This window comes from Sphingobium sp. RAC03 (assembly GCF_001713415.1).
Lineage (GTDB): Bacteria > Pseudomonadota > Alphaproteobacteria > Sphingomonadales > Sphingomonadaceae > Sphingobium.
Genome location: NZ_CP016456.1, coordinates 2881120 through 2900618 on the forward strand (window position 1 = coordinate 2881120; position 19499 = coordinate 2900618).

Annotated in this window: 17 protein-coding genes; 6 read left to right on the top strand and 11 right to left on the bottom strand. The window is 64.2% G+C overall.

Annotated features, from left to right (window positions below; translation table 11 throughout):
* Positions 1–114: 114 nt before the first annotated feature.
* From pyrF to BSY17_RS18560, 7 genes are read right to left on the bottom strand one after another with little or no spacing between them, the layout of a single operon-like run.
* Complete coding sequence (gene pyrF / locus BSY17_RS18530; RefSeq protein WP_069066573.1) at positions 115–789, bottom strand: orotidine-5'-phosphate decarboxylase; 675 nt, start codon at positions 787–789, stop codon at positions 115–117.
* A complete protein-coding gene (locus BSY17_RS18535) occupies positions 786–1172 on the bottom strand; it encodes a lipopolysaccharide assembly protein LapA domain-containing protein (RefSeq protein ID WP_069066574.1) in 387 nt (128 codons plus the stop codon). The genes pyrF and BSY17_RS18535 overlap by 4 nt, the downstream gene beginning before the upstream one ends.
* Before the next feature lie 33 nt (positions 1173–1205).
* Positions 1206–2078, bottom strand: a complete 873-nt coding sequence (locus tag BSY17_RS18540) for an aldose 1-epimerase (protein ID WP_083217160.1) — start codon at positions 2076–2078, stop codon at positions 1206–1208.
* A 17-nt stretch (positions 2079–2095) separates the two neighbouring features.
* Positions 2096–3508, bottom strand: a complete 1413-nt coding sequence (locus BSY17_RS18545) for a sugar porter family MFS transporter (protein ID WP_069066575.1) — start codon at positions 3506–3508, stop codon at positions 2096–2098.
* 18 nt (positions 3509–3526) lie between these two features.
* Positions 3527–4402, bottom strand: a complete 876-nt coding sequence (locus BSY17_RS18550; protein ID WP_069066576.1) for an SMP-30/gluconolactonase/LRE family protein — start codon at positions 4400–4402, stop codon at positions 3527–3529.
* A 1-nt stretch (position 4403) separates the two neighbouring features.
* Complete coding sequence (locus tag BSY17_RS18555) at positions 4404–5162, bottom strand: SDR family NAD(P)-dependent oxidoreductase (RefSeq protein ID WP_069066577.1); 759 nt, start codon at positions 5160–5162, stop codon at positions 4404–4406.
* Entirely contained in the window at positions 5159–6304 is a 1146-nt protein-coding gene (locus BSY17_RS18560) for a fumarylacetoacetate hydrolase family protein (protein ID WP_069067077.1), read from the bottom strand. The genes BSY17_RS18555 and BSY17_RS18560 overlap by 4 nt, the downstream gene beginning before the upstream one ends.
* 208 nt (positions 6305–6512) lie before the next feature.
* Between BSY17_RS18560 and BSY17_RS18565 the strand changes: the two genes are divergently transcribed.
* On the top strand, positions 6513–6716 hold the full coding sequence (locus tag BSY17_RS18565; protein ID WP_069066578.1) for a hypothetical protein: 204 nt from the start codon (positions 6513–6515) through the stop codon (positions 6714–6716).
* 106 nt (positions 6717–6822) lie between these two features.
* Here the strand turns inward: BSY17_RS18565 and BSY17_RS18570 are convergent, their stop codons facing one another.
* Positions 6823–7269, bottom strand: coding sequence for a calcium-binding protein (locus BSY17_RS18570; protein WP_069066579.1), 447 nt, complete (start codon positions 7267–7269; stop codon positions 6823–6825).
* 276 nt (positions 7270–7545) lie between these two features.
* On the opposite strand from BSY17_RS18570, the gene purB reads away from it, so the two are divergent.
* Positions 7546–8862, top strand: coding sequence for an adenylosuccinate lyase (purB, locus tag BSY17_RS18575; protein ID WP_069067078.1), 1317 nt, complete (start codon positions 7546–7548; stop codon positions 8860–8862).
* 335 nt (positions 8863–9197) lie between these two features.
* On the opposite strand, the gene BSY17_RS18580 is transcribed toward purB, so the two are convergent.
* A complete protein-coding gene (locus BSY17_RS18580) occupies positions 9198–10268 on the bottom strand; it encodes a LacI family DNA-binding transcriptional regulator (protein WP_069066580.1) in 1071 nt (356 codons plus the stop codon).
* Positions 10269–10343: 75 nt separating this feature from the next.
* On the bottom strand, positions 10344–12488 hold the full coding sequence (locus tag BSY17_RS18585; protein WP_069066581.1) for an alpha-glucuronidase family glycosyl hydrolase: 2145 nt from the start codon (positions 12486–12488) through the stop codon (positions 10344–10346).
* Between the two features lie 199 nt (positions 12489–12687).
* Between BSY17_RS18585 and BSY17_RS18590 the strand changes: the two genes are divergently transcribed.
* From BSY17_RS18590 to BSY17_RS18605, 4 genes are all read left to right on the top strand, one after another.
* Positions 12688–15063 carry a glycoside hydrolase family 3 N-terminal domain-containing protein gene (locus tag BSY17_RS18590; protein WP_069066582.1) on the top strand — a complete coding sequence of 792 codons (2376 nt, stop codon included), beginning with the start codon at positions 12688–12690 and terminating at the stop codon, positions 15061–15063.
* Between the two features lie 14 nt (positions 15064–15077).
* A complete protein-coding gene (manD, locus tag BSY17_RS18595; protein WP_069066583.1) occupies positions 15078–16289 on the top strand; it encodes a D-mannonate dehydratase ManD in 1212 nt (403 codons plus the stop codon).
* A gap of 118 nt (positions 16290–16407) precedes the next feature.
* Positions 16408–17688 (top strand): MFS transporter, encoded by a 1281-nt coding sequence (locus tag BSY17_RS18600; RefSeq protein ID WP_069066584.1) that lies wholly within the window; start codon positions 16408–16410, stop codon positions 17686–17688.
* The gene (locus tag BSY17_RS18605) at positions 17685–18956 is read left to right on the top strand and encodes an SGNH/GDSL hydrolase family protein (RefSeq protein ID WP_069066585.1); all 1272 of its coding nucleotides are present in this window, start codon (positions 17685–17687) and stop codon (positions 18954–18956) included. The genes BSY17_RS18600 and BSY17_RS18605 overlap by 4 nt, the downstream gene beginning before the upstream one ends.
* 10 nt (positions 18957–18966) lie before the next feature.
* Here BSY17_RS18605 and BSY17_RS18610 read toward each other — a convergent pair whose 3' ends face one another.
* Complete coding sequence (locus BSY17_RS18610; protein ID WP_037478016.1) at positions 18967–19446, bottom strand: Lrp/AsnC family transcriptional regulator; 480 nt, start codon at positions 19444–19446, stop codon at positions 18967–18969.
* Positions 19447–19499 lie beyond the last annotated feature (53 nt).

A 19499-nucleotide genomic window follows, 5' to 3' on the forward strand; every position in this document is an offset into this window, starting at 1 on the left:
GACTTACACTAAGCAGGAATGTCGGTGCTATAAAAGCTATTGTGCGCTTCAGTCGCAGCAACGTCACCGCTACAATTGCCCGCAATCACCCAGCGACGGTGTGAACTTCGCCCCCTACAGCGTCGCTTCGATCTCGCGCGCTGCCATGTCGGGATTTTCCGCCAGGCTGATCGGCCGCCCCACCACCAATATCGACGCACCGCGATCCAACGCCTGACGCGGGGTCACGGCGCGTTTCTGGTCGCCCATTGCGCCGCCAGCGGGCCGCACGCCCGGCACCACGAAAAAGCCGTCATGCCAGGCCTTCTTGGCCATCGCGACTTCCTCGCCCGAACAGACGATGCCGTCGAGCCCCGCGCTCTGCGCCAGGTCGGCGAGCCGCCGCACCTGATCCTCGGCCTTCCCGCCGACACCGATGTCGAGCAGGTCGCCATCGTCCAGGCTGGTCAGCACGGTCACCGCCACCACCTTCGTATTCACCCCAGCCGCCGCCTTGGCATCCTCCAGCATGGCGCGGCCGCCCGCCGCATGGACGGTCAGGATCGCCGGCTCCAGCAGGTGCAGCGCCTGCACCGCCTTCGCCACCGTATTGGGAATGTCATGCAGCTTGAGGTCGAGGAAGATCGGCAGGTCGAACTTCATCATCTCATGCACGCCATGATGGCCATGGGCGCAGAAAAATTCGAGGCCCAGTTTCAGCCCGCCGACATGATGGCGCACCTGCCCGGCCAGATGCTGCGCCTTGGCAAGATCGGGCGTGTCGATGGCGACATAGATGGGGCTGCTCATGCTGGTCCTGCGGGGGAAAGAGGGGAGGGTGGGGGTGTGGCCGGGTCCGTCGCGTCGGCCACGGGCGGCGTCGAGGACATAGGCGAGTGCGCGGGCGGCGTAGAAGCGACCGCCGAAGCCGGGGGCGTGGGCGGCGTGGTGACCGCGGCCAGCGCGCGCTCCGTGCTGTCCAACCGTCGCTTCAAGCGCCAGCGGGTCGCCCGCGCCATGATCCAGAAGGGCAGCGCCCCCAGCAGGAACGCGCCGATCAACAGGACCGGCAGCTTGGTTTCCATCACCAGGTCGCCCCACAGGCGCACCGTCACGGGGACATAATTCGCCATGCAGAAGAAGGCGAGGGCGACGGCGATGACGACCCAGAAGGCGGTCCGCAAAAATTGCATCGGCTTTACCTCATGCTGCTGTTGCGATGCAGCTTAGGCGATCCCGGCGGATTTCGGAAGCACCTGATCGCTTTTGCCGATTTCGATCCGCATCGACAGGCTCTGCGTCGCGCCGGGCGCCACTATCGCCATGCCGTCGGGCCGGTTCAGGGCGTCGGGCATATGGCTGACCGGCTCCAGGCAAAAGGCATCGGAGCCAGGCGGGCGATAGACATGCAGCCAGTCCGCCCCGCTCGCCGTCAGCGTCAGGCGCAGCCCCTCGCCGCGTTCCACGGTCGCCATCCCGTCCCAGCCACCATAGACATTGTCGATCAGGCTCTCGCCCTGCACCGGTGCCAGCGCCGACCAGTCGCCAAGCCCATTGGCGGGCACCGACCGCTCCGGCAGCATGTCGGGGGTGGACAGCCAGAGGCTTTGCGCCGCGAACTGCAGGCGCGTGTCGGCATCGGCGCGGAAATAGGGGTGGAAACCAAGGCCAACGGGCGCATCGTCCTCGGCGTCGTTGGTCAGCGCCAGCGCCAGGACGATCGCATCGGGGCTGAGCGCAATATGCTGCCGTGCCGTAAACGCCCATGGCCAGCGCGCATCCGGGCGATGCACCAACGTCAACTGCGCGGCATCATCGCTCTGGTCCGTCACCGCCCAGCCGCTCTGCCAGCCATGGCCGTGGAGGCTGTGCGGATGATCGCCGAAATTGAGCGGCAAGTGATAATCCTGCCCGCCAAAATGAAAGCGCCCATCGGCAATGCGATTGGCATAGGGCACCAGCGGAAAGCTCGCCATGGCGAGCGGATCGTCGCTCCCCTCCGGCGCACGCCGCAACAAATCGACGCCATCAAACGCCAGCCAGCGCAGCGCCCCACCGACAGCGGGCGAGAGCGCTGCCTCCAGCCCTCCCGCCCGCAACAGGATCGTCTCGTTACTCAGCCGACCATATCCTCTAGCTCGCGACCCTTGGTCTCATACACCATCTTGCGCACGAAGAAGAAGGAGATCGCCGCGAACAGCGCATAGCCCATATAGGTCCACACCAGCCCCGGCGAGACGGCCAGCGAGGGGAAGCTGACCGAAATCGCCGCATTGGCGATCCATTGGGCAAAGCCAGCGACGGCCAGGCCCGACCCGCGAATCTGGTTCGGGAACATCTCGCCCAGCATCACCCACATGATCGGACCCCAGCTAAGGTTGAAGAAGATCACATAGAGGTTGGCGGAAATAAGCGCCATCAACCCGTTATGGCCGGGCAGGGACACCGCGCCGTCCGCGCCGGTGACGGCGGTCGAGAAAGCATAGGCCACGACCGACAGCGTTACCGCCATACCGGCCGATCCGATCAGCAGCAACGGCTTGCGGCCAATCTTGTCCACCAGCGCAATCGCGCCAAGGCACGCGCCGATCGACAGCACGCCCGACAGGATGTTGATCTGCAGCGCATTATCTTCGGAAAAACCAACGGCTTCCCACAGGGTCGCGCCATAATAGAAGACGACGTTGATGCCGACCAACTGCTGAAACACTGCCAGACCAATGCCGGTCCACACGATCGGACGGATCTTGCCGCTGGTCTTTTCGATGAGGTCGGACAATTTGGGCCGATGATGATCGGCGGCGAGGCTCGCACGGATTTCCGCGACCTTGCGCGCCGCTTCGAGTGGACCGAACAGCCGGGTCAACACCACTTCGGCGTCCGCATCCCGGCCGCGCGCGACCAGATAGCGGGGGCTTTCGGGGATGAAGAGCAAGGCGACCAGGTAGATGGCGGCAGGAATGGCCTGCAACCAGAACATCCAGCGCCACGCCGGAAAGTCGAGCCACAAGGGCGCGGTCGATCCGCCCGCATAGCGTGCCAGCACGAAATTGGCGATGAACGCGCCGGTCAGGCCGGAAATGATCATGACCTGCTGGATGCTGGACAGACGCCCGCGCACCGCCGCTGGCGTGACTTCGGAAATATAGACGGGCGAAATGACGCTCGCCGCGCCGACGCCCAGGCCGCCGATGATGCGCGCGAAGATGAAGAGGGCCGACGAACTCGCCGCACCGGCCAGCAGGGCGCTGACCAGGAACAGGACGGCCGCCAGCATCATGACGCCGCGCCGTCCGATCAGGTCGGCCATGCGCCCGGCCATGAACGCGCCGACCGACGATCCGACCAGGATCGCGCCGACATTGATGCCGATGCCCAGCTTGCCGAGGTCAAAGGCGCTTTCCAGCCCCTTTTGCGTGCCGTTGATGACACCCGAATCATAGCCGAACATGAATCCGCCGATCGTCGCCACCGCGACGATCGCTGCGATGAAGGCCATGTTGACCTTCTCGGCGCTCCCCTCATTCATCCGTCATTCTCCCAAATCTTATATCGTTGCGACGTGGCCCGGCAATCCTGCGACGCCGGGGTCGAAGGCGAACAGATCACCCGCAAGGGGCTGCTCTGTCAACGCTGTCATGTTCAGTCCCTTGCGCGCGGTCGTCGCATAGGCAACCGACAGGTCATCCCCGCCGAACGCGATCTTGGTGATGTTGGCGACGGGAAAGCGGATTTCGCGCATCAGCGCGCCCGCCGGATCATAGCGCCGCACGGCCCAGCCGCCGAACAGCCCGGTCCACAAACAGCCTTCGGCATCCACCGTCGGCCCATCGGGATAGCCCGCGCCATCCTCGATCGTCGTGAACAGGCTGGTCTCGCCGATCGCCCCGTCGGCGCTCAGCGCGGTGCGCCAGATATGGCGGCCCAGCGTATCGGTATGATAGAGCGTCCGCCCGTCGGGCGAGAGGGCAGGGCCGTTGGTGATCGACACTGGCGGCAGGCCGACATTGGCGCACAGGCCGCGATGCAGCCGATAAATGTGACCGCTATCTTCCGCCTCTCCATCGTCCATCGACCCGAACCATAGCGCGCCGTCCGGCGCGACCGTCGCGTCGTTCAACCGGTTGCCCGGCACCTGCGCTTCGGGCGCGTGCAGCAACCGGAAGCTGGCACTGGTCGGATCGAAACGATGGATGCCCGATTGCAGCCCGACCGCGAACAGGCCGTCATCGGTCGGCACGATCCATCCGACCTGTCCGGGCGCGGTCCAACTGCGCGCGACATTGAGCGCCGGATCATAGCGATGGATGCAATGGCCCTTGATATCCACGAACCATAGCGCTGCGTCGCGCGCGACCCAGATCGGGCCTTCGCCCAATATCGCGCCGACGCTCAAAACACTCCGGGGCGTCGCGCTGCTCATGTCAGCGCCAACCGGCATCGATGAAATAATCATGGCCGGTGCAATAGCGCGCATCGTCCGACGCCAGGAACATCGCCAGCGCGGCGACATCGACCGGCATGATCCGCCCGTCCAGGCATTGCGCGGCGACGATCTCCGCTTCGCCTTCGGGCGTATACCATTTCAACTGGCGCGGCGTTTTGACGTTGCCCGGAATGATGGTGTTGACGCGGATATTGTCGCGGCCAAGGTCGCGAGCCAAGCTGCGGGTCAGCCCCTCGATCGCCGCCTTGGCGGTCTGGTACAGCACCAGTTCGGGCAGAGCCAAGTGCCAGCTGATCGACCCGAAATTCAGGATCACGCCACCGCCCGCGCGCTTCATCGCTGGAACGGCCGCCTGAGCGGCGAAGAACAAATGGCGCAAATTCACCGCCATCCGCTCGTCCCAATAGGTGGGGGTGACCTCCTCGATCGTGTGGCGGTCGTCATTGGCGGCGTTGTTGATCAATATATCAATGCCGCCCAGCTCCGCTTCGACCTGCGCCATCATCGCCTGCACCGCGTCGATGTCGCACAGGTCGATCGCGTGGAAGATGGGCGTGAAGGCCGCGTCGCTGAGGCGCGCTACCAATGCTTCGCTCTCGGCCACCGCAATATCGCAAAAGGCGACATGCGCGCCCTGCGCGACAAAACCCTCGACCAGTCCCTCGCCAATCCCGCTGCCGCCGCCGCTGATGAACACCCGTTTGCCCGCCAGGCTGGGGTAGGATGCGCGTTTCATGCGTCGGCTTTCTCTTTGGCGGCGTTCAGCAGGCCGCGTTCGGCCAAGTTCATCATCAACGCGGTCAGGCCATAGGTCCATGGCGCCGCGACCTTGGACGTCACGACTTCGTTCACCAACTTGCCTAGGCGCGGGGTCGCAATGGCGACGATATCGCCGACCTTATGGGTAAAGCCGCGACCCGGCTCGTCCCGGTCCTGCACAGGCGCGAACAAAGTGCCCAGGAACAGCGCGAACCCATCGGGATATTGATGCTCGGACATGGTCTGGCGCATCAGTTCCAGCGGATCGCGGCTGATCTGGTTCATGCTGCTGCTGCCTTCCAGGCGATAGCCTTCCGGCCCGTCGATGGTCAGCGCGACTTCGGCATTGCGCACATCGTCGATGGTGAAGTCTTCGTCGAACAGGCGAATGAGCGGCCCCAGCGCGCAGGACGCATTATTATCCTTCGCCTTGCCGAGCAGCAGCGCCGATCGCCCTTCGAAATCGCGCAGATTGACGTCATTGCCCAGCGTCGCGCCGATAGCGCTCCCGCCGGAATTGCCGATCAGCACGATTTCAGGTTCGGGATTGTTCCAGGTGGAATCGGACCGGATGCCGATCTGCGCGCCCGCACCCACGGTCGCCAGTACCGGTGCCTTGGTGAAGACTTCCGCATCCGGGCCGATCGCGACCTCCAGATATTGCGACCACAGATCGTCCTCGATCAGCGCGGTCTTGAGCGCGGCGGCTTCGGGCGATCCCGGCACCACGGCGCGGATCGACCCGCCGACCCGCTCTTCCAGGCGACCGCGAATAGCCGCAGCGGCACCGGCATCGCCGCGCGCCCGTTCCTCGATCACGCGCTCGATCGCCGACAGGGCAAAGGTCACGCCCGCCGCCTTGACGCATTGCAGGTCGACGGGGCTGAGCAGGGGCAGGGTCAGCGTATCGAGCGGTCCCAGCGCTTCGCCGCTTTGGGCGTCCACCGGAAACATCTCGACCAATTGCGCCGCGGTCGGCGCAACCCGGCTCATGTCATAGGCGATGCCTTGATCGACCATGATAGGGCTGGGGCCAGCGGCCGTAGCCACGCGACCGAGAAAGCGGCCCGCGCGCCAATCGGCGGGCAGGGCGTCGAGCAAGACATGGTCCCCCGGCATCATCAACTCCTAAACAACTACTCTTGATTGATAGCGCTACCAACATAAATCCGGGGATGAAGTCAAGAGGGGGCGTCGCGATTCTTCGGCTAACCCTGTCGCGCTGGCGCGCGCCGTTACAGGGCGCAGCGAAAAATCATCGGGGCGCGGCGGGAAACGCATCTCCCGTCTTCCCCTGCGTGCCGGACTTTGCCATATCTGTCCGACTATGGATAACGCAGACAAGAGCGCGCCCCAGGATGGCGCCGACATTTCCCCGGCGGCGGCACAGCCGGACGAGGAACCCACGACGTTGGATATGGTGGCCGCCGTCCGCCGCTCGATGAGCAAGTCGGCCTGGACCGGGGCTGCGGTCGGCATCGGCTCGGCCGCGATCGTCGCGGCATTGCTCTACACGCGAAAGCGGCCCTGAGCGGCCCAAAAAAAAGGCGGCATGGCCTTCGCGCCATGCCGCCGTCGGTGCGACCCGACTAGATGATGTCCCGTCCCTCGTGACAGTTCGGGGATTATTGCGCTTGTTAGGCCGCGCCACCGCTTAGGTAGGTGACGAGTTCGGGCTTGCTGATCGTCGCATTCTTATCCGTGTCCGCAGTCACAAAGGCACCATTGGCCCAGGCGGTGACTTCGGCTTCCGGCAGCGTCTGCCCAGTCGCCTTGGTCTCCTGCGCCTTCAACGCCACCATCCAGCGCGAAAACTCGGCCTGGCTCAACTCGCCATCGCTATCGGCATCATAGGCCGGAAACTCGGTATCCACGATGGTCGCGACCGCATTGCCGGGGTTGGCGGGCGTCGCGGCCTGCGGTGTCGCAGCACCCGGCGTTCCAGCCTGCGGCGTCGCCGCGTCCGGTTGCACCGGCGCTGCGGGTGCCGCCTGTGGCGTGGCAGTATCCGGCGTCATCGTCTGTTGCGCCATGGCGGGCGCGGCAACGGCCAAAGCCGTGGTAAACAAAAGCGTGCGGATCATGACAATCTCCTATTTTACGACCCATTATGTGCAGCCTGTGTTTGACTTCCATGCTGCATGAATAGTGCCATAAGAAGAGTTGAAACCGCCCGATTGTTCCTGAACATGCGTTCATCTTGACCCATTCGTCTTGCAAATACCGTCAATTCATCTTGTTTGTCTGTGCGGCCTTCTCGTGCGCCCCTGCCGTCCACACCTAGCCGCCCGATTTGCCCCGCGCTGCCGACGCTGCTAGGCGGCGCGGCATCTTATCTCCTCCAGTTGCAGGATTCGCTCATGGTCCCTCGCTATTCCCGCCCCGCAATGACCGCCCTCTGGGAGCCGGAAGCCCGCTTCAAGATCTGGTTCGAGATCGAGGCGCATGCGACGGAGAAGCTGGGCGAACTGGGCGTCGTGCCGCCCTCGGCTGCCAAGGCGCTGTGGGACTGGTGGGCCACCAACCCCGTGATCGATGTCGCCGCGATCGACGCGATCGAAGCTGTCACCAAGCATGACGTCATCGCCTTTCTCACCTGGGTCGCCGAACAAGTGGGCGACGAAGCCCGCTTCATGCATCAGGGCATGACGTCGAGCGACGTCCTCGACACCTGCCTCGCGGTCCAGCTCGCCCGCGCGTCGGACCTGCTGATCGAGGATCTCGATCAGCTGCTCGCCGTCATCAAGCGTCGCGCCTTCGAGCATAAGCTGACCCCCACCATCGGCCGCAGCCACGGCATCCACGCCGAGCCCGTCACCTTCGGCCTCAAAATGGCCGAAGCCTATGCCGAATTTTCCCGCTGCAAGGCACGCCTGATCGCCGCCCGCGCGGAAGTCGCCACCTGCGCTATTTCGGGCGCCGTCGGCACTTTCGCCAATATCGATCCCGCCGTCGAAGAACATGTCGCTGACAAGCTGGGCCTCGCGATCGAACCCGTCTCCACCCAGGTCATCCCGCGCGACCGCCACGCCATGTTCTTCGCGACACTCGGCGTCATTGCCAGCTCGATCGAACGGCTGGCTGTCGAAGTCCGCCATCTGCAACGGACCGAAGTTTTGGAGGCGGAGGAATATTTCTCGCCCGGCCAAAAGGGCAGCAGCGCCATGCCGCACAAGCGCAACCCGGTGCTGACCGAAAACCTCACCGGCCTTGCCCGCGTCGTGCGCGCGGCCGTCGTGCCCGCGCTCGAAAATGTGGCGCTCTGGCACGAACGCGACATCAGCCATTCGTCGGTCGAGCGCTTCTTCGGCCCCGACGCGACCATCACGCTCGACTTCGCGCTGGCGCGCCTGACCGGGGTGATCGACAAGCTGCTCGTCTATCCTGAGCGGATGATGAAGAATCTCGACAAGATGGGCGGCCTCGTCCACTCGCAGCGGGTGCTGCTGGCCCTGACCCAAGCCGGTGTCAGCCGCGAAGACAGCTATCGCTATGTCCAGCGCAACGCGATGAAAGTGTGGGAATCGGACGGCCAGCTATCGCTGCTGGAACTGCTCAAGGCCGACACCGACGTCACCGCCGCGCTGCCGCCTGAACAGATCGAAGAAAAATTCAACCTCGACTATCATTTCAAGCAAGTCGACACCATCTTCCACCGCGTCTTCGGCGAGGCGTAACACCACACGTCCCATAAACCCCTCCCCCTTGAGGGGGAGGTTGGGTGGGGGTGTGCTGCTGCCAGCCTCGACGCGCGCCTTCGCCTCATTTCCCCGGCGGGGCAGGGCTATCGCATATGGCACCCAACCCATCCAACGTCGTCACCCTGAACTTGTTTCAGGGTCCATTTCTCCCCTCGATCCGCCGTTTTTGGGGCATGATGGATGCTGAAACAAGTTCAGCATGACGAAGCAAAGAGGGATGCATTCCTTACGCCATAGCCCTGCCCTCTGGGGAGGGGAGATGAGTTGCAATCGTCGCGCGTTGTCATAAGGCTCCGCCGCAACGCGCCTTATTACCGCACGCCCAATCTGGGCCGCATCCTCGGCGCCGCATCCGACTGCCGCCGCACCAGCTTATGCGCCAGCACCAGATGTTCGGACGCCATCTCCGCGCCGCGCCGCCCTTTCAGCAACCGCACCAACACCTCGACCGCCGCACGCGACATGGCGCTGATCGGCTGGCGGATGGTGGTCAGTTCGGGCCAGATGGTGGTCGCCAGCGACGTGTCATCGAACCCGCACACCGTCAGGTCGCCCGGTACGTCCAGCCCGCTACGATGCGCGATTGCCACGGTGGCCGCTGCCATATCGTCATTGCTCGCAAAGATGGCGGTGGGCGGATCGAGCAGCGACAATATCTGTTCGGCCGCGTCCAGCCCCGACCGATAGGTGAAATAGCCCTGCGCGATCAGCTCGTCCAACACCGGCAGGTTCGCTTCGCTCAACGCGGCGAGATAGCCCTCGAAGCGCTTGCCGCTGGCGGTCTGATTGGGGTTGCCCTTGACGAAACCGATGCGCGAATGGCCGAGCGTGATCAGGTGGCGCGTCATTTCATAGGCGGCCTGAAAATCGTCGATGCTGACCGCAGCCAGATCGCCGGGTGCCCGACCGGTCGCCACCGCCACGGCGGGAATATCGGCGGCCTTCAACGCCGCCACCATTTCCTCCAGATCGCACAGCGGCGGCGGCAGGATGACGCCGTTGATCCGCCCGCGCAGCAGATGGTCGACCACCGCCTTTACCGACGTCTGCTCGTCCCATTTCTCCACGACCAGGTCGACGCCGCTGCGGCTGGCCTGGTCCAGGCTGCCGACCAGAAATTCGCTCAGATAAGAGGAGGACGGGTTGCTGTAGAGCAGGCCGATCCGCAGTTCATCGCCCCCCGCCAGGCTGCGCGCAGCCGCGCTTGGCGCATAGTTGAGCGCGATGATGGCGGCATCGACCTTCGCCTTGGTCGCCGGCCGCACCACCTGCTCGCCATTGATGACGCGCGACACCGTCATGGGCGACACCCCGGCGTGGCGCGCCACGTCGTTGATCGTTGGGGCATTGCGCTGACGGCGGGAGGATCGGGTGTCGGTCAATGCGGGGTGCTTTCGGGTCGGTAATGATGTCGCCGGAGTGGTAGCGACATCACCCCGCCGGATTAAAGCGAAAAATCACGGATTGCCCGGCGCATAGGGGAATTTCCGCATTTTATAGGCCTCCAGCCTCTCTGGCGGCGGCGCAGCCCCGGCGGGGAGGGGCCGCTTGGCGATCGACTGGAAATAAGCGATGCTTGCGTCGCGCCACCATTGCGCCTCCTTTTGCTGGATGGAAAGGAAGGTCTGCGTCTGCGCAAAGCGCTCCGCATCGATCATCGGGCGCAGTTCGTCCCACGTCGCGCGCATCCCCGCAACATAGGCAACGCCCCGGTCATAACGATGGACCATACCGTCCCACAGCGTCTCGCCCGATGCCAGCCGATAGTCCCAGGGCAAATGATGGAACCACAGCAAGTCCCGCTCCGGCGTCGTGCGCGGATCGGCGAACCGCTTGGCCAGCGGCGCCGCATATTGGGCGACGGCATTGCTCCCGCTCTTCGTCCGGTCAAAGCCGATGCCGCTCGCATCCGCCTTATGATAATAAACCGGGTTCCATTCGGGCCGCGCCAATTCCGACACCCAGGGACCGGGTCCATAATGGTGGCCTGTGTCCATCACATGGGCCAGGCCCAGCGGCGTCATATAGTCCACCGCCGCCTCGCGCGATCCCATCATCATCGCGACCACCGGCTCGACCACCGCCTTGTCGGGCGTGAAGGTCAGCGCCGCCCATTCGCGCGCCACCGCATCGGCGGTCAGGTCCGGGTTCCAGGCCATCCGCCCGAACGCATACCAGTCCGCCTGGTTGAAGATCGACCCGCTCCAGTCGCGATCCGTGCCGATATTGGCGACGCCCGCAATCCCGGTCAGCCTATGCCCGTCCAGCGACCCGTCGATCACCTTGGCAACCGTCGATCCCTTGCCCTTGGCAAAGGTATCGCTTTTCAGCGTCTCCTCGAACAACGGCCCCAAATAGGTCAGATGCGTCGATTGCCCCAGATATTCCTTGGTGATCTGGAATTCCATCATCAACGGCGTCCTTGGCATTGCCCCGAACAGCGGATGGAAAGGCTCGCGCGGCTGAAAGTCGATCGCGCCATTCTTGACCTGTACGATGACATTGTCGGCAAACTGCCCGTCAAGCGGCTTGAAGTCGGCATAGGCCTGCTTGGCGCGATCGTCGGGATTATCATGGGCGTAGACGAAGGCGCGCCACATCACGATCCCGCCATGCGGCTTCACCGCTGCGGCCAGCATGTTCGCGCCATCGGCATGGGTGCGCTTATAATCCTGCGGACCCGGCTGCCCCTCGCTATTCGCCTTGACCAGGAAGCCGCCGAAATCAGGGATCGCCGCGTAAATCTCGTCGGCCTTGGCCTTCCACCAGGCAGCCACGGTCGGATCGAGCGGATCGGCGGTCTTCAGCCCATCCAACTCCATCGGCGCGGTCCATTTGACCGACAGATAGACTTTGATGCCATAGGGCCGGAACACATCGGCCAGCGCCGCCGCCTTGGCGATATAGGGCGCGGTCAGGCTGTCCGATTTGGCATTCACATTGTTGAGGACGGTCCCGTTGATGCCGATCGACGCATTGGCGCGGGCATAGTCGCTATAACGCGGCCCTTTCCAGTCGGGCAGCCGCCACCAGTCCCAGATCGACGAACCAGAATAGCCACGCTCCACCGTACCATCCAGATTGTCCCAATGGTTGAGCAGCCGAAGCCCGATGCGCGGCGCGCTGCGTATATCGATCGCATCCAGCGCCGTGCCCGATTGCGCCAGCTGCAGCCAATGGAACGCGCCATGCAGCAACCCCATCTCGCTATTCGCCGCGATCAGCGTGACCGGCTTGCCCTCGACCCGGATCGACCGGATCGCATAGCCCTCCTGGCCCAGCCCCGCCAATGGGAGCGGCAGGGCAGGGGCCGTCCCCGGCGTCGCCAGCCACAGCGCACCCGGCCGCCTGCTATCCGCTATCATCGGGGCCGTACCGGTCATACCGGTGACGCCGCGCTGCAACTCATCCCTGATGATCTGCATCGTCGCGCTGTCGCCGGGCGCGGTGATCACGCTAGCATGGGCTGCAATCCGCGCCGCCGCCGCCCCGTCCACCCGCGCATAGCGCAGCCACAGATCATAGCCATCCTCGGCCATTGCCACAGGCGTCAGGACCGTCATGGCCATAGCCATCATCCAGCAAATCAGGCGCGCGATCATGTCTTCCTCTCCATCGCGTCGGCGTCGCCAGCCCGTTATCGGGCATTGACAATCGCGACTTGTCTTACCAATGGTAACGCTATCAGCGATAATCCGGCAAGCAGAAACGTGACAGCTCGGTAAAATTGGAGAGGCGCATCATGACCCATCCCCGCACAATAGCGAAACGGGCGACGATTTCCATCGTCCTGAAGGCGCGATGACCATGGCCTTTGCCCGTCGCCAGGCGCTCGGCCTGCTCGCGTCCACCTCGTTCGTCGCCGCTACCCCGGCCATCGCCGCGAAGAAAAACGGCCCGCTCTACAAGGACGCGACCGCGCCGATCGACCTGCGCGTGCGCGACCTGCTCGGCCGCATGACGCTGGAGGAAAAAGTCGGCCAGATCATTGCGCTCTGGGCGACCAAGGCCGACATCATGGACGGCCTGACCTTCTCCCCGGCCAAGGCGAGCAAGGCCTATCCCGCGAGCTTCGGCCAGATCACTCGCCCGTCCGACAAGCGCGGCGCGCCCGACGGCTCGCAACAGGCGGGCGGCGTCGGCGCGCGCTGGCGCACCCCGGCAGACACCGTGGCCTTCATCACCGCGATCCAGAAATGGGCGATCGAGGAAACCCGACTCGGCATCCCCGTCCTCTTCCATGAAGAATCGCTGCACGGCTATATGGCGACTGAGGCCACCAGCTTCCCGATGGCGATCGGCCTGGCGGGCAGTTTCGACCGCCAGCTCATGCACGACATCCAATCCGTCACCGCCCGCGAAGTCCGCGCCCGCGGCGTGCATCTCGCTCTGTCCCCGGTGGTCGATATCGCCCGCGATCCGCGCTGGGGCCGCATCGAGGAAACCTTTGGCGAAGACCCCTATCTCTGCGGGGAAATGGGCGTCGCCGCCGTGCTGGGCCTGCAAGGCGAAAGCAAGCAGCTCGGCCCGGACAAGGTGATGGCGACGCTCAAACATATGACCGGCCATGGCCAGCCCCAAAGCGGCCAGAATATCGCGCCCGCGTCCATCTCCGAACGCGAATTGCGCGAGAATTTCTTTCCGCCCTTCCGCGAAGTCGTCCGCCGCACCGGCATCGCTGCGGTCATGCCCAGCTATAATGAGATTGATGGCGTCCCCAGTCATCAAAGCCAATGGCTGCTCGGCGACATCCTGCGCGGCGAATGGCATTTCGACGGCGCAGTGGTCAGCGATTATGGCGCGGTCCACGAACTCGACACCATCCACCATGTCCAATCCGACCCGGAGGCCTCAGCCCGTGCCGCGCTGCGCGCCGGGGTGGATTGCGAATTGCCCGATGGCCTGACCTATCGGACGCTGGTGAGCCAGGTTCGTGGCGGGAAGGTGCCGGTCGAAGCCGTCGATATGGCCGTGCGCCGCATGTTGACGCTCAAATTCCGCGCCGGCCTGTTCGAAAATCCCTGGCCGCGTCAAGATTATGCCACGCTGACGGGCAATGCCGAAGCGCGCGCGCTGGCTTTGAAGGCCGCGCACAAGTCGATCGCGCTGCTCAAAAATGACGGCACGCTGCCCCTGACCGCAGGCGCGCAGCAGCGCGTCGCGGTGATCGGTCCCAATGCCGCCGTCGCGCGCCTTGGCGGCTATTCCTCTATCCCGCGCCAGGAAGTGTCGCTGCTTGAAGGTATAGAGGCCAAGCTCAAGGGCAAGGCGCAGGTGGTCCATGCACAGGGCGTCTTCATCACCCAAAGCGAGGATCGCTCGGCCGACGACGTGCTGCTCGCCGATCCCGCCAAGAACCGCGCCCTGATCGCCCAGGCGGTCGAGGTCGCCAACAGCGCCGATGTCATCATCCTCGCGATCGGCGACACCGAACAGACCAGCCGCGAAGGCTTTGCCAAGAACCATCTCGGCGACCGCACCAGCCTCGACTTGCTGGGCGAACAGAATGCGTTGTTCCTGGCGATGAAGGCGACCGGCAAGCCCGTCATCGTCTGCGCCATCAACGGCCGCCCGCCCAGCTATCCCACGGTCGTCGACGGCGCGAACGCGCTGCTCGAATGCTGGTATCCGGGGCAGGAGGGCGGCACGGCGATGGCCGACATTCTCTTCGGTGACGTCAATCCCGGCGCCAAACTGCCCGTCAGCGTCGCGCGGGATGAGGGCCAGATCCCGATCTTCTATAACCGCAAGCCATCGGCGAGCCGGGGCTATCTGTTCGCCGAAAACACGCCGCTCTTTCCGTTCGGATATGGCCTCAGCTACACCCGCTTTGAATTTGGCAAACCCCGCCTGTCCGCGCCGCGCATCGGCATTGGTGGACAGGTGACGATCGAGGTCGATGTCCGCAATGTGGGCGACAGGGCCGGGGACGAAGTCGTCCAACTCTATGTCCATGATCAGGTCGCCAGCGTCACCCGCCCGATCAAGCAACTCAAAGGCTTCGAACGCATCACCCTTGCCCCCGGCGAGAGCCGGACCGTTCGCCTGCCGCTTGGCCCAGATGCCTTCGCGCTGTGGAATCTCGACATGGACGAAGTGGTCGAACCCGGCCTGTTCGACATCATGGTCGGGCCGGACAGCGAAAATCTCCAGACCGTCACGCTCGAAATCCTCTGAACAGGACCACGCACATGCCTAAAATCCTTGATGCCAGGGTCATCGTCACCTGCCCCGGCCGCAATTTCGTCACCTTGAAGATCATCACCGAAGACGGCGTCTATGGCCTTGGCGATGCGACGCTCAACGGCCGCGAACTGGCGGTGGCCAGCTATTTGCAGGACCATGTCATTCCCTGCCTGATTGGGCGCGACGCGCACCGGATCGAGGATATCTGGCAATATCTCTACAAGGGCGCCTATTGGCGGCGCGGCCCGGTCACCATGTCGGCCATCGCTGCCGTCGATACGGCACTCTGGGATATCAAGGGCAAGCTGGCGGGCCTGCCGGTCTATCAGCTGCTCGGCGGGGCCAGCCGCGAAAATGTGATGGTCTATGGCCATGCCAACGGCACCACGATCGAGGATACGGTGAGGGTCGCGCTCGATTATCAGCGGCAGGGCTATAAGGCGATCCGCATCCAGTGCGGCGTGCCCGGCATGGCATCGACCTATGGCGTGTCGAAGGACAAATATTTCTACGAACCCGCCGATGCCGACCTGCCGACCGAAAATGTTTGGAACACGTCCAAATATATGCGCGTCGTGCCCGAATTGTTCAAAGCCGCGCGCGAGGCGCTGGGCTGGGACGTCCACCTGCTGCACGACATCCATCATCGCCTGACCCCGGTCGAGGCCGGGCGGCTGGGCAAGGATCTCGAACCCTATCGCCCCTTCTGGCTGGAGGATGCGACGCCTGCGGAAAATCAGGAAGCGTTCAAGCTGATCCGCCAGCACACCACCACGCCGCTGGCGGTGGGCGAAATCTTCAACTCCATCCACGACTGCCGCGAACTGATCGAAAACCAGCTGATCGACTATATCCGCGCCACCGTGGTCCATGCCGGCGGCATCAGCCACCTGCGCAAGATCGCGAACCTCGCCGATCTCTATCAGGTCCGCACCGGCTGCCACGGCGCGACCGATCTGTCGCCGGTCTGCATGGCCGCCGCGCTGCACTTTGATCTGAGCGTGCCCAATTTCGGCGTACAGGAATATATGCGCCACACGCCCGAAACCGACGCGGTCTTCCCCCACGCCTATACCTTCGCCGACGGGGCGATGCATCCCGGCGAAGCACCGGGCCTTGGCGTCGACATCGACGAAGAACTCGCCGCCAAGTACGAATATAGCCGCGCCTTTTTACCAGTAAACCGGCTGGAAGACGGCACGATGTTCAACTGGTGACCTTATCATCGTCATCCCCGCGAAGGCGGGGATCCATCTCCGTCGCTATCCCCAGGCGCAAGGTCGGGAGATGGGTTCCCGCCTACGCGGGAATGACGAACCCTCTTAGGAGCGCGCAATGACCGACATCCCCAAACCCTCCGGCAAAGTCCGCTGGATCGTCTGCGCTTTGCTCTTCTTCGCCGTGGTGCTGAGCTATGTCGACCGCCTCGTCCTGCCGACGCTAAAGCCGGACCTTCAGGCGCGCTATGACTGGAGCGAGAGCGGCTATGCCGATCTCGCCATCTGGTTTCAGGCGGGCTATGGCATTTCCTACGTCTTTTTCGGCCGCCTGATCGACAAGATCGGCGCGCGGGCCGGCTATACGCTGGCCGTGTCGCTATGGACGATCGGCCATGTCGCGCACATCTTCTTCACCTCGACGGCGGGCATGTTGCTCGCCCGCATCCCGCTCGCGATCGGCGAGGCTGGCACCTTCCCCGCCGCCATCGCCGCGACCAATGAATGGTTCCCCAAGAAGGAGCGCGCCTTTGCGATCGGCATCTTCAACGCCGGGTCCAATGTCGGTGCGATCCTAACCCCGCTTATCGTGCCGATCATCGCCGTCACGTTGGGGTGGCGCTGGGCTTTCATCCTGACTGGATTGCTGACGGTCATATGGCTCGTCGCCTGGCTCAGCTTCTACCGCAGTCCGCGCGAGAAGAAGAGCCTCACCGCCGAAGAACTGGCCTGGATCGAAACCGACCCCGTCGAACCACAACGCCCGGTCAAATGGGCGACGCTGTTCCGCCTGCGCCAGACCTGGGCCTATATGGCGGGCCGCTTCCTGATCGATCCGGTCTGGTGGACTTTCCTCTTCTGGCTGCCCGATTTCTTCAACAAACAATATGGCGTCAAGATGCTCGACTTCGGGCCGCCGCTGATCGCCGTCTATCTGCTGGCCGATGTCGGCTCGGTCGCGGGCGGCTGGGCCTCGTCGCGCTTCATCGGCCGGGGCTGGAGCATTAATCGCGGGCGCAAGACGGCGATGCTGCTCGCCGCGCTCTGCGCCGTCCCCATCGCCTTTGCGACCCATGCGCCCAATATGTGGGTTGCAGTTTCGCTAATTGGGCTTACTTGCGCCGGGCATCAGGGCTTCTCCGCCAACCTGTACGCTTTGCCGGGCGACGTCTTCCCGCGCTGGATGGCCGGGTCGGTCGTCGGCCTCGGCGGCCTGGCGGGCGCGATCGGCGGCATGATCATGGCCAAGTTCGCCGGAGTCATCCTCGAAACCGTCGGCAGCTACGGTCCCATCTTCGCCGTCGCCTCCTGCGCCTATCTCGTCGCGCTCGCCACCATCCATCTCATCATCCCGCGCTATCAGACCGTCGATAGCGCCGCCATCAGGGCAGAACCATGACCCGGCTCCTCCTCCTGCAAAAAGCGCCAACCAGTGTACGGGTCGCTGTCCGCTTGGCCTGCATCGCCACGGCCTTGGCCACCGCTTCTGCCCATGCGCAAAGCTGCACCTCGACCTGGGTCGCGGGCTGGGCCTCGTCCCAATTCCGCCCCACCGGCGACGCCGCGCTTCCGCCCGGCACGCTGGCGAACCAGACTTTGCGGCAGGTCGTCCGCCCCTCGGTCAGTGGCGATCGCGTCCGTGTCCGCCTCTCCAACCTCGCGGGCACCCGGCCGCTCCCCATATTGGGCGCCAGCATCGCCCGCGCGACCAGTTCCGCCGCGCCCACCATCGATCCCGCCACCCGGATCGCGCTCCGCTTCGATGGCAAGCCCGACGTCCTCATCCCGCCCGGCGCGGACTATCTGTCCGACCCGGTCCCGCTGTCGGCCAAAGCGCTCGACAAGCTCGCCATCTCGATCCGCTACGCCGCCGCCGATCCCGAACAGACATCGCATCCGGGCTCGCGCGCCACCTCCTGGCATCTGCCCGGCGACCATCTGTCCGACCCGCAATTTGCCGGCGCCGCGACCTTCGACCATTGGTTCAACCTCGCCGCGCTCGAAGTCGAACGCTGCGCTCCCGCCCAACTCATCGTCGCGCTGGGCGACTCGATTACCGATGGCAAGAACAGTAGCACCAACGGCAATGATCGCTGGACCGACCGGTTGGCCGAACGACTGCAGGCCGATCTAAAGCGCCGCCATATCGCGATCGTCAATCAGGGGATCGGCGGCAACCGGCTGCTCGACGATGGCCTTGGTCCCAACGCGCTCGCCCGGCTCGACCGCGACGTGTTGGCGCAGCCCGGCGTCACGCATCTGATCCTGCTGGAAGGGATCAACGATCTCGGCACGCTCACCCGCGAAGCCCCCGTCAGCACCGCCGCGCATCAGGCCCATGTCGCCCGCATCATCGGCGCCTATCGCCAGATCATCGCCCGCGCCCGTGCTAAAGGGATCAAGGTCATCGGCGCGACCGTCATGCCCTTCGTCGGCAATGATTATTATCACGCCGACGCCCAGAATGAGGCCGACCGCCAGGCCGTCAACGCCTGGATCAGACAGCCGGGGAATTTCGACGCAGTGATCGATTTCGATGCCACGACCCGCGACCCGGCACGGCCCGACCGCTTGGCCCCCGCCTATGATAGTGGCGACGCGCTCCACCCGTCGCCGCGCGGCTATCGGGCGATGGGCGACGCGATCGCGCTGGATATGTTCGACTGACCGGCAGCGGTTATTTCCGCCGTCCCCCGGCATCCAGCACCGTCTCCATCGCAACGAAGGTGGAGGTGCTGGCGACATGGGGCAGGGCGGAAATCTTCTCGCCCATCACCATGCGATAGCGCCGAATATCCGCCGTCCGCACCTTGAGCAGATAGTCGAAGCTGCTCGCGATCATATGGCATTCTTCGACTTCCGCGATCCGCCGCACCGCCATGTTGAACTCATGCAGCGCCGCTTCGCGCGTATCGCTCAGCTTGACCTCGGCAAAGGCGACATGGTCCATCCCCAGCTTGGCCGGATCGACAATCGCGCGGAACCCATGGATCACGCCGGTTTCGATCAACCGTTTCAGCCGCACCTGGCACGGCGTCTTGGACAGGCCGACCAGCGCCGCCAGATCGGTCACCGTCATGCGGCCGTCTTCCACCAGAGCGGCGATGATCTTGCGGTCGAATTCGTCCAGATCGACTGTTGAGGCGGCTTTATCCATCATTGCTGCCTAACAGAGAGGCATGAATAAGTCACATCCGCCATACAAAACGA

Excerpts from the sequence above, each read along its gene's own strand:
- pyrF (WP_069066573.1), bottom strand. The coding sequence starts at position 789 with ATGAGCAGCCCCATCTATGTCGCCATCGACACGCCCGATCTTGCCAAG.
- BSY17_RS18535 (WP_069066574.1), bottom strand. The coding sequence starts at position 1,172 with ATGCAATTTTTGCGGACCGCCTTCTGGGTCGTCATCGCCGTCGCCCTC.
- BSY17_RS18545 (WP_069066575.1), bottom strand. The coding sequence starts at position 3,508 with ATGAATGAGGGGAGCGCCGAGAAGGTCAACATGGCCTTCATCGCAGCG.
- BSY17_RS18550 (WP_069066576.1), bottom strand. The coding sequence starts at position 4,402 with ATGAGCAGCGCGACGCCCCGGAGTGTTTTGAGCGTCGGCGCGATATTG.
- BSY17_RS18555 (WP_069066577.1), bottom strand. The coding sequence starts at position 5,162 with ATGAAACGCGCATCCTACCCCAGCCTGGCGGGCAAACGGGTGTTCATC.
- BSY17_RS18560 (WP_069067077.1), bottom strand. The coding sequence starts at position 6,304 with ATGCCGGGGGACCATGTCTTGCTCGACGCCCTGCCCGCCGATTGGCGC.
- BSY17_RS18565 (WP_069066578.1), top strand. The coding sequence starts at position 6,513 with ATGGATAACGCAGACAAGAGCGCGCCCCAGGATGGCGCCGACATTTCC.
- BSY17_RS18570 (WP_069066579.1), bottom strand. The coding sequence starts at position 7,269 with ATGATCCGCACGCTTTTGTTTACCACGGCTTTGGCCGTTGCCGCGCCC.
- purB (WP_069067078.1), top strand. The coding sequence starts at position 7,546 with ATGGTCCCTCGCTATTCCCGCCCCGCAATGACCGCCCTCTGGGAGCCG.
- BSY17_RS18585 (WP_069066581.1), bottom strand. The coding sequence starts at position 12,488 with ATGATCGCGCGCCTGATTTGCTGGATGATGGCTATGGCCATGACGGTC.
- BSY17_RS18590 (WP_069066582.1), top strand. The coding sequence starts at position 12,688 with ATGACCATGGCCTTTGCCCGTCGCCAGGCGCTCGGCCTGCTCGCGTCC.
- manD (WP_069066583.1), top strand. The coding sequence starts at position 15,078 with ATGCCTAAAATCCTTGATGCCAGGGTCATCGTCACCTGCCCCGGCCGC.
- BSY17_RS18600 (WP_069066584.1), top strand. The coding sequence starts at position 16,408 with ATGACCGACATCCCCAAACCCTCCGGCAAAGTCCGCTGGATCGTCTGC.
- BSY17_RS18605 (WP_069066585.1), top strand. The coding sequence starts at position 17,685 with ATGACCCGGCTCCTCCTCCTGCAAAAAGCGCCAACCAGTGTACGGGTC.
- BSY17_RS18610 (WP_037478016.1), bottom strand. The coding sequence starts at position 19,446 with ATGGATAAAGCCGCCTCAACAGTCGATCTGGACGAATTCGACCGCAAG.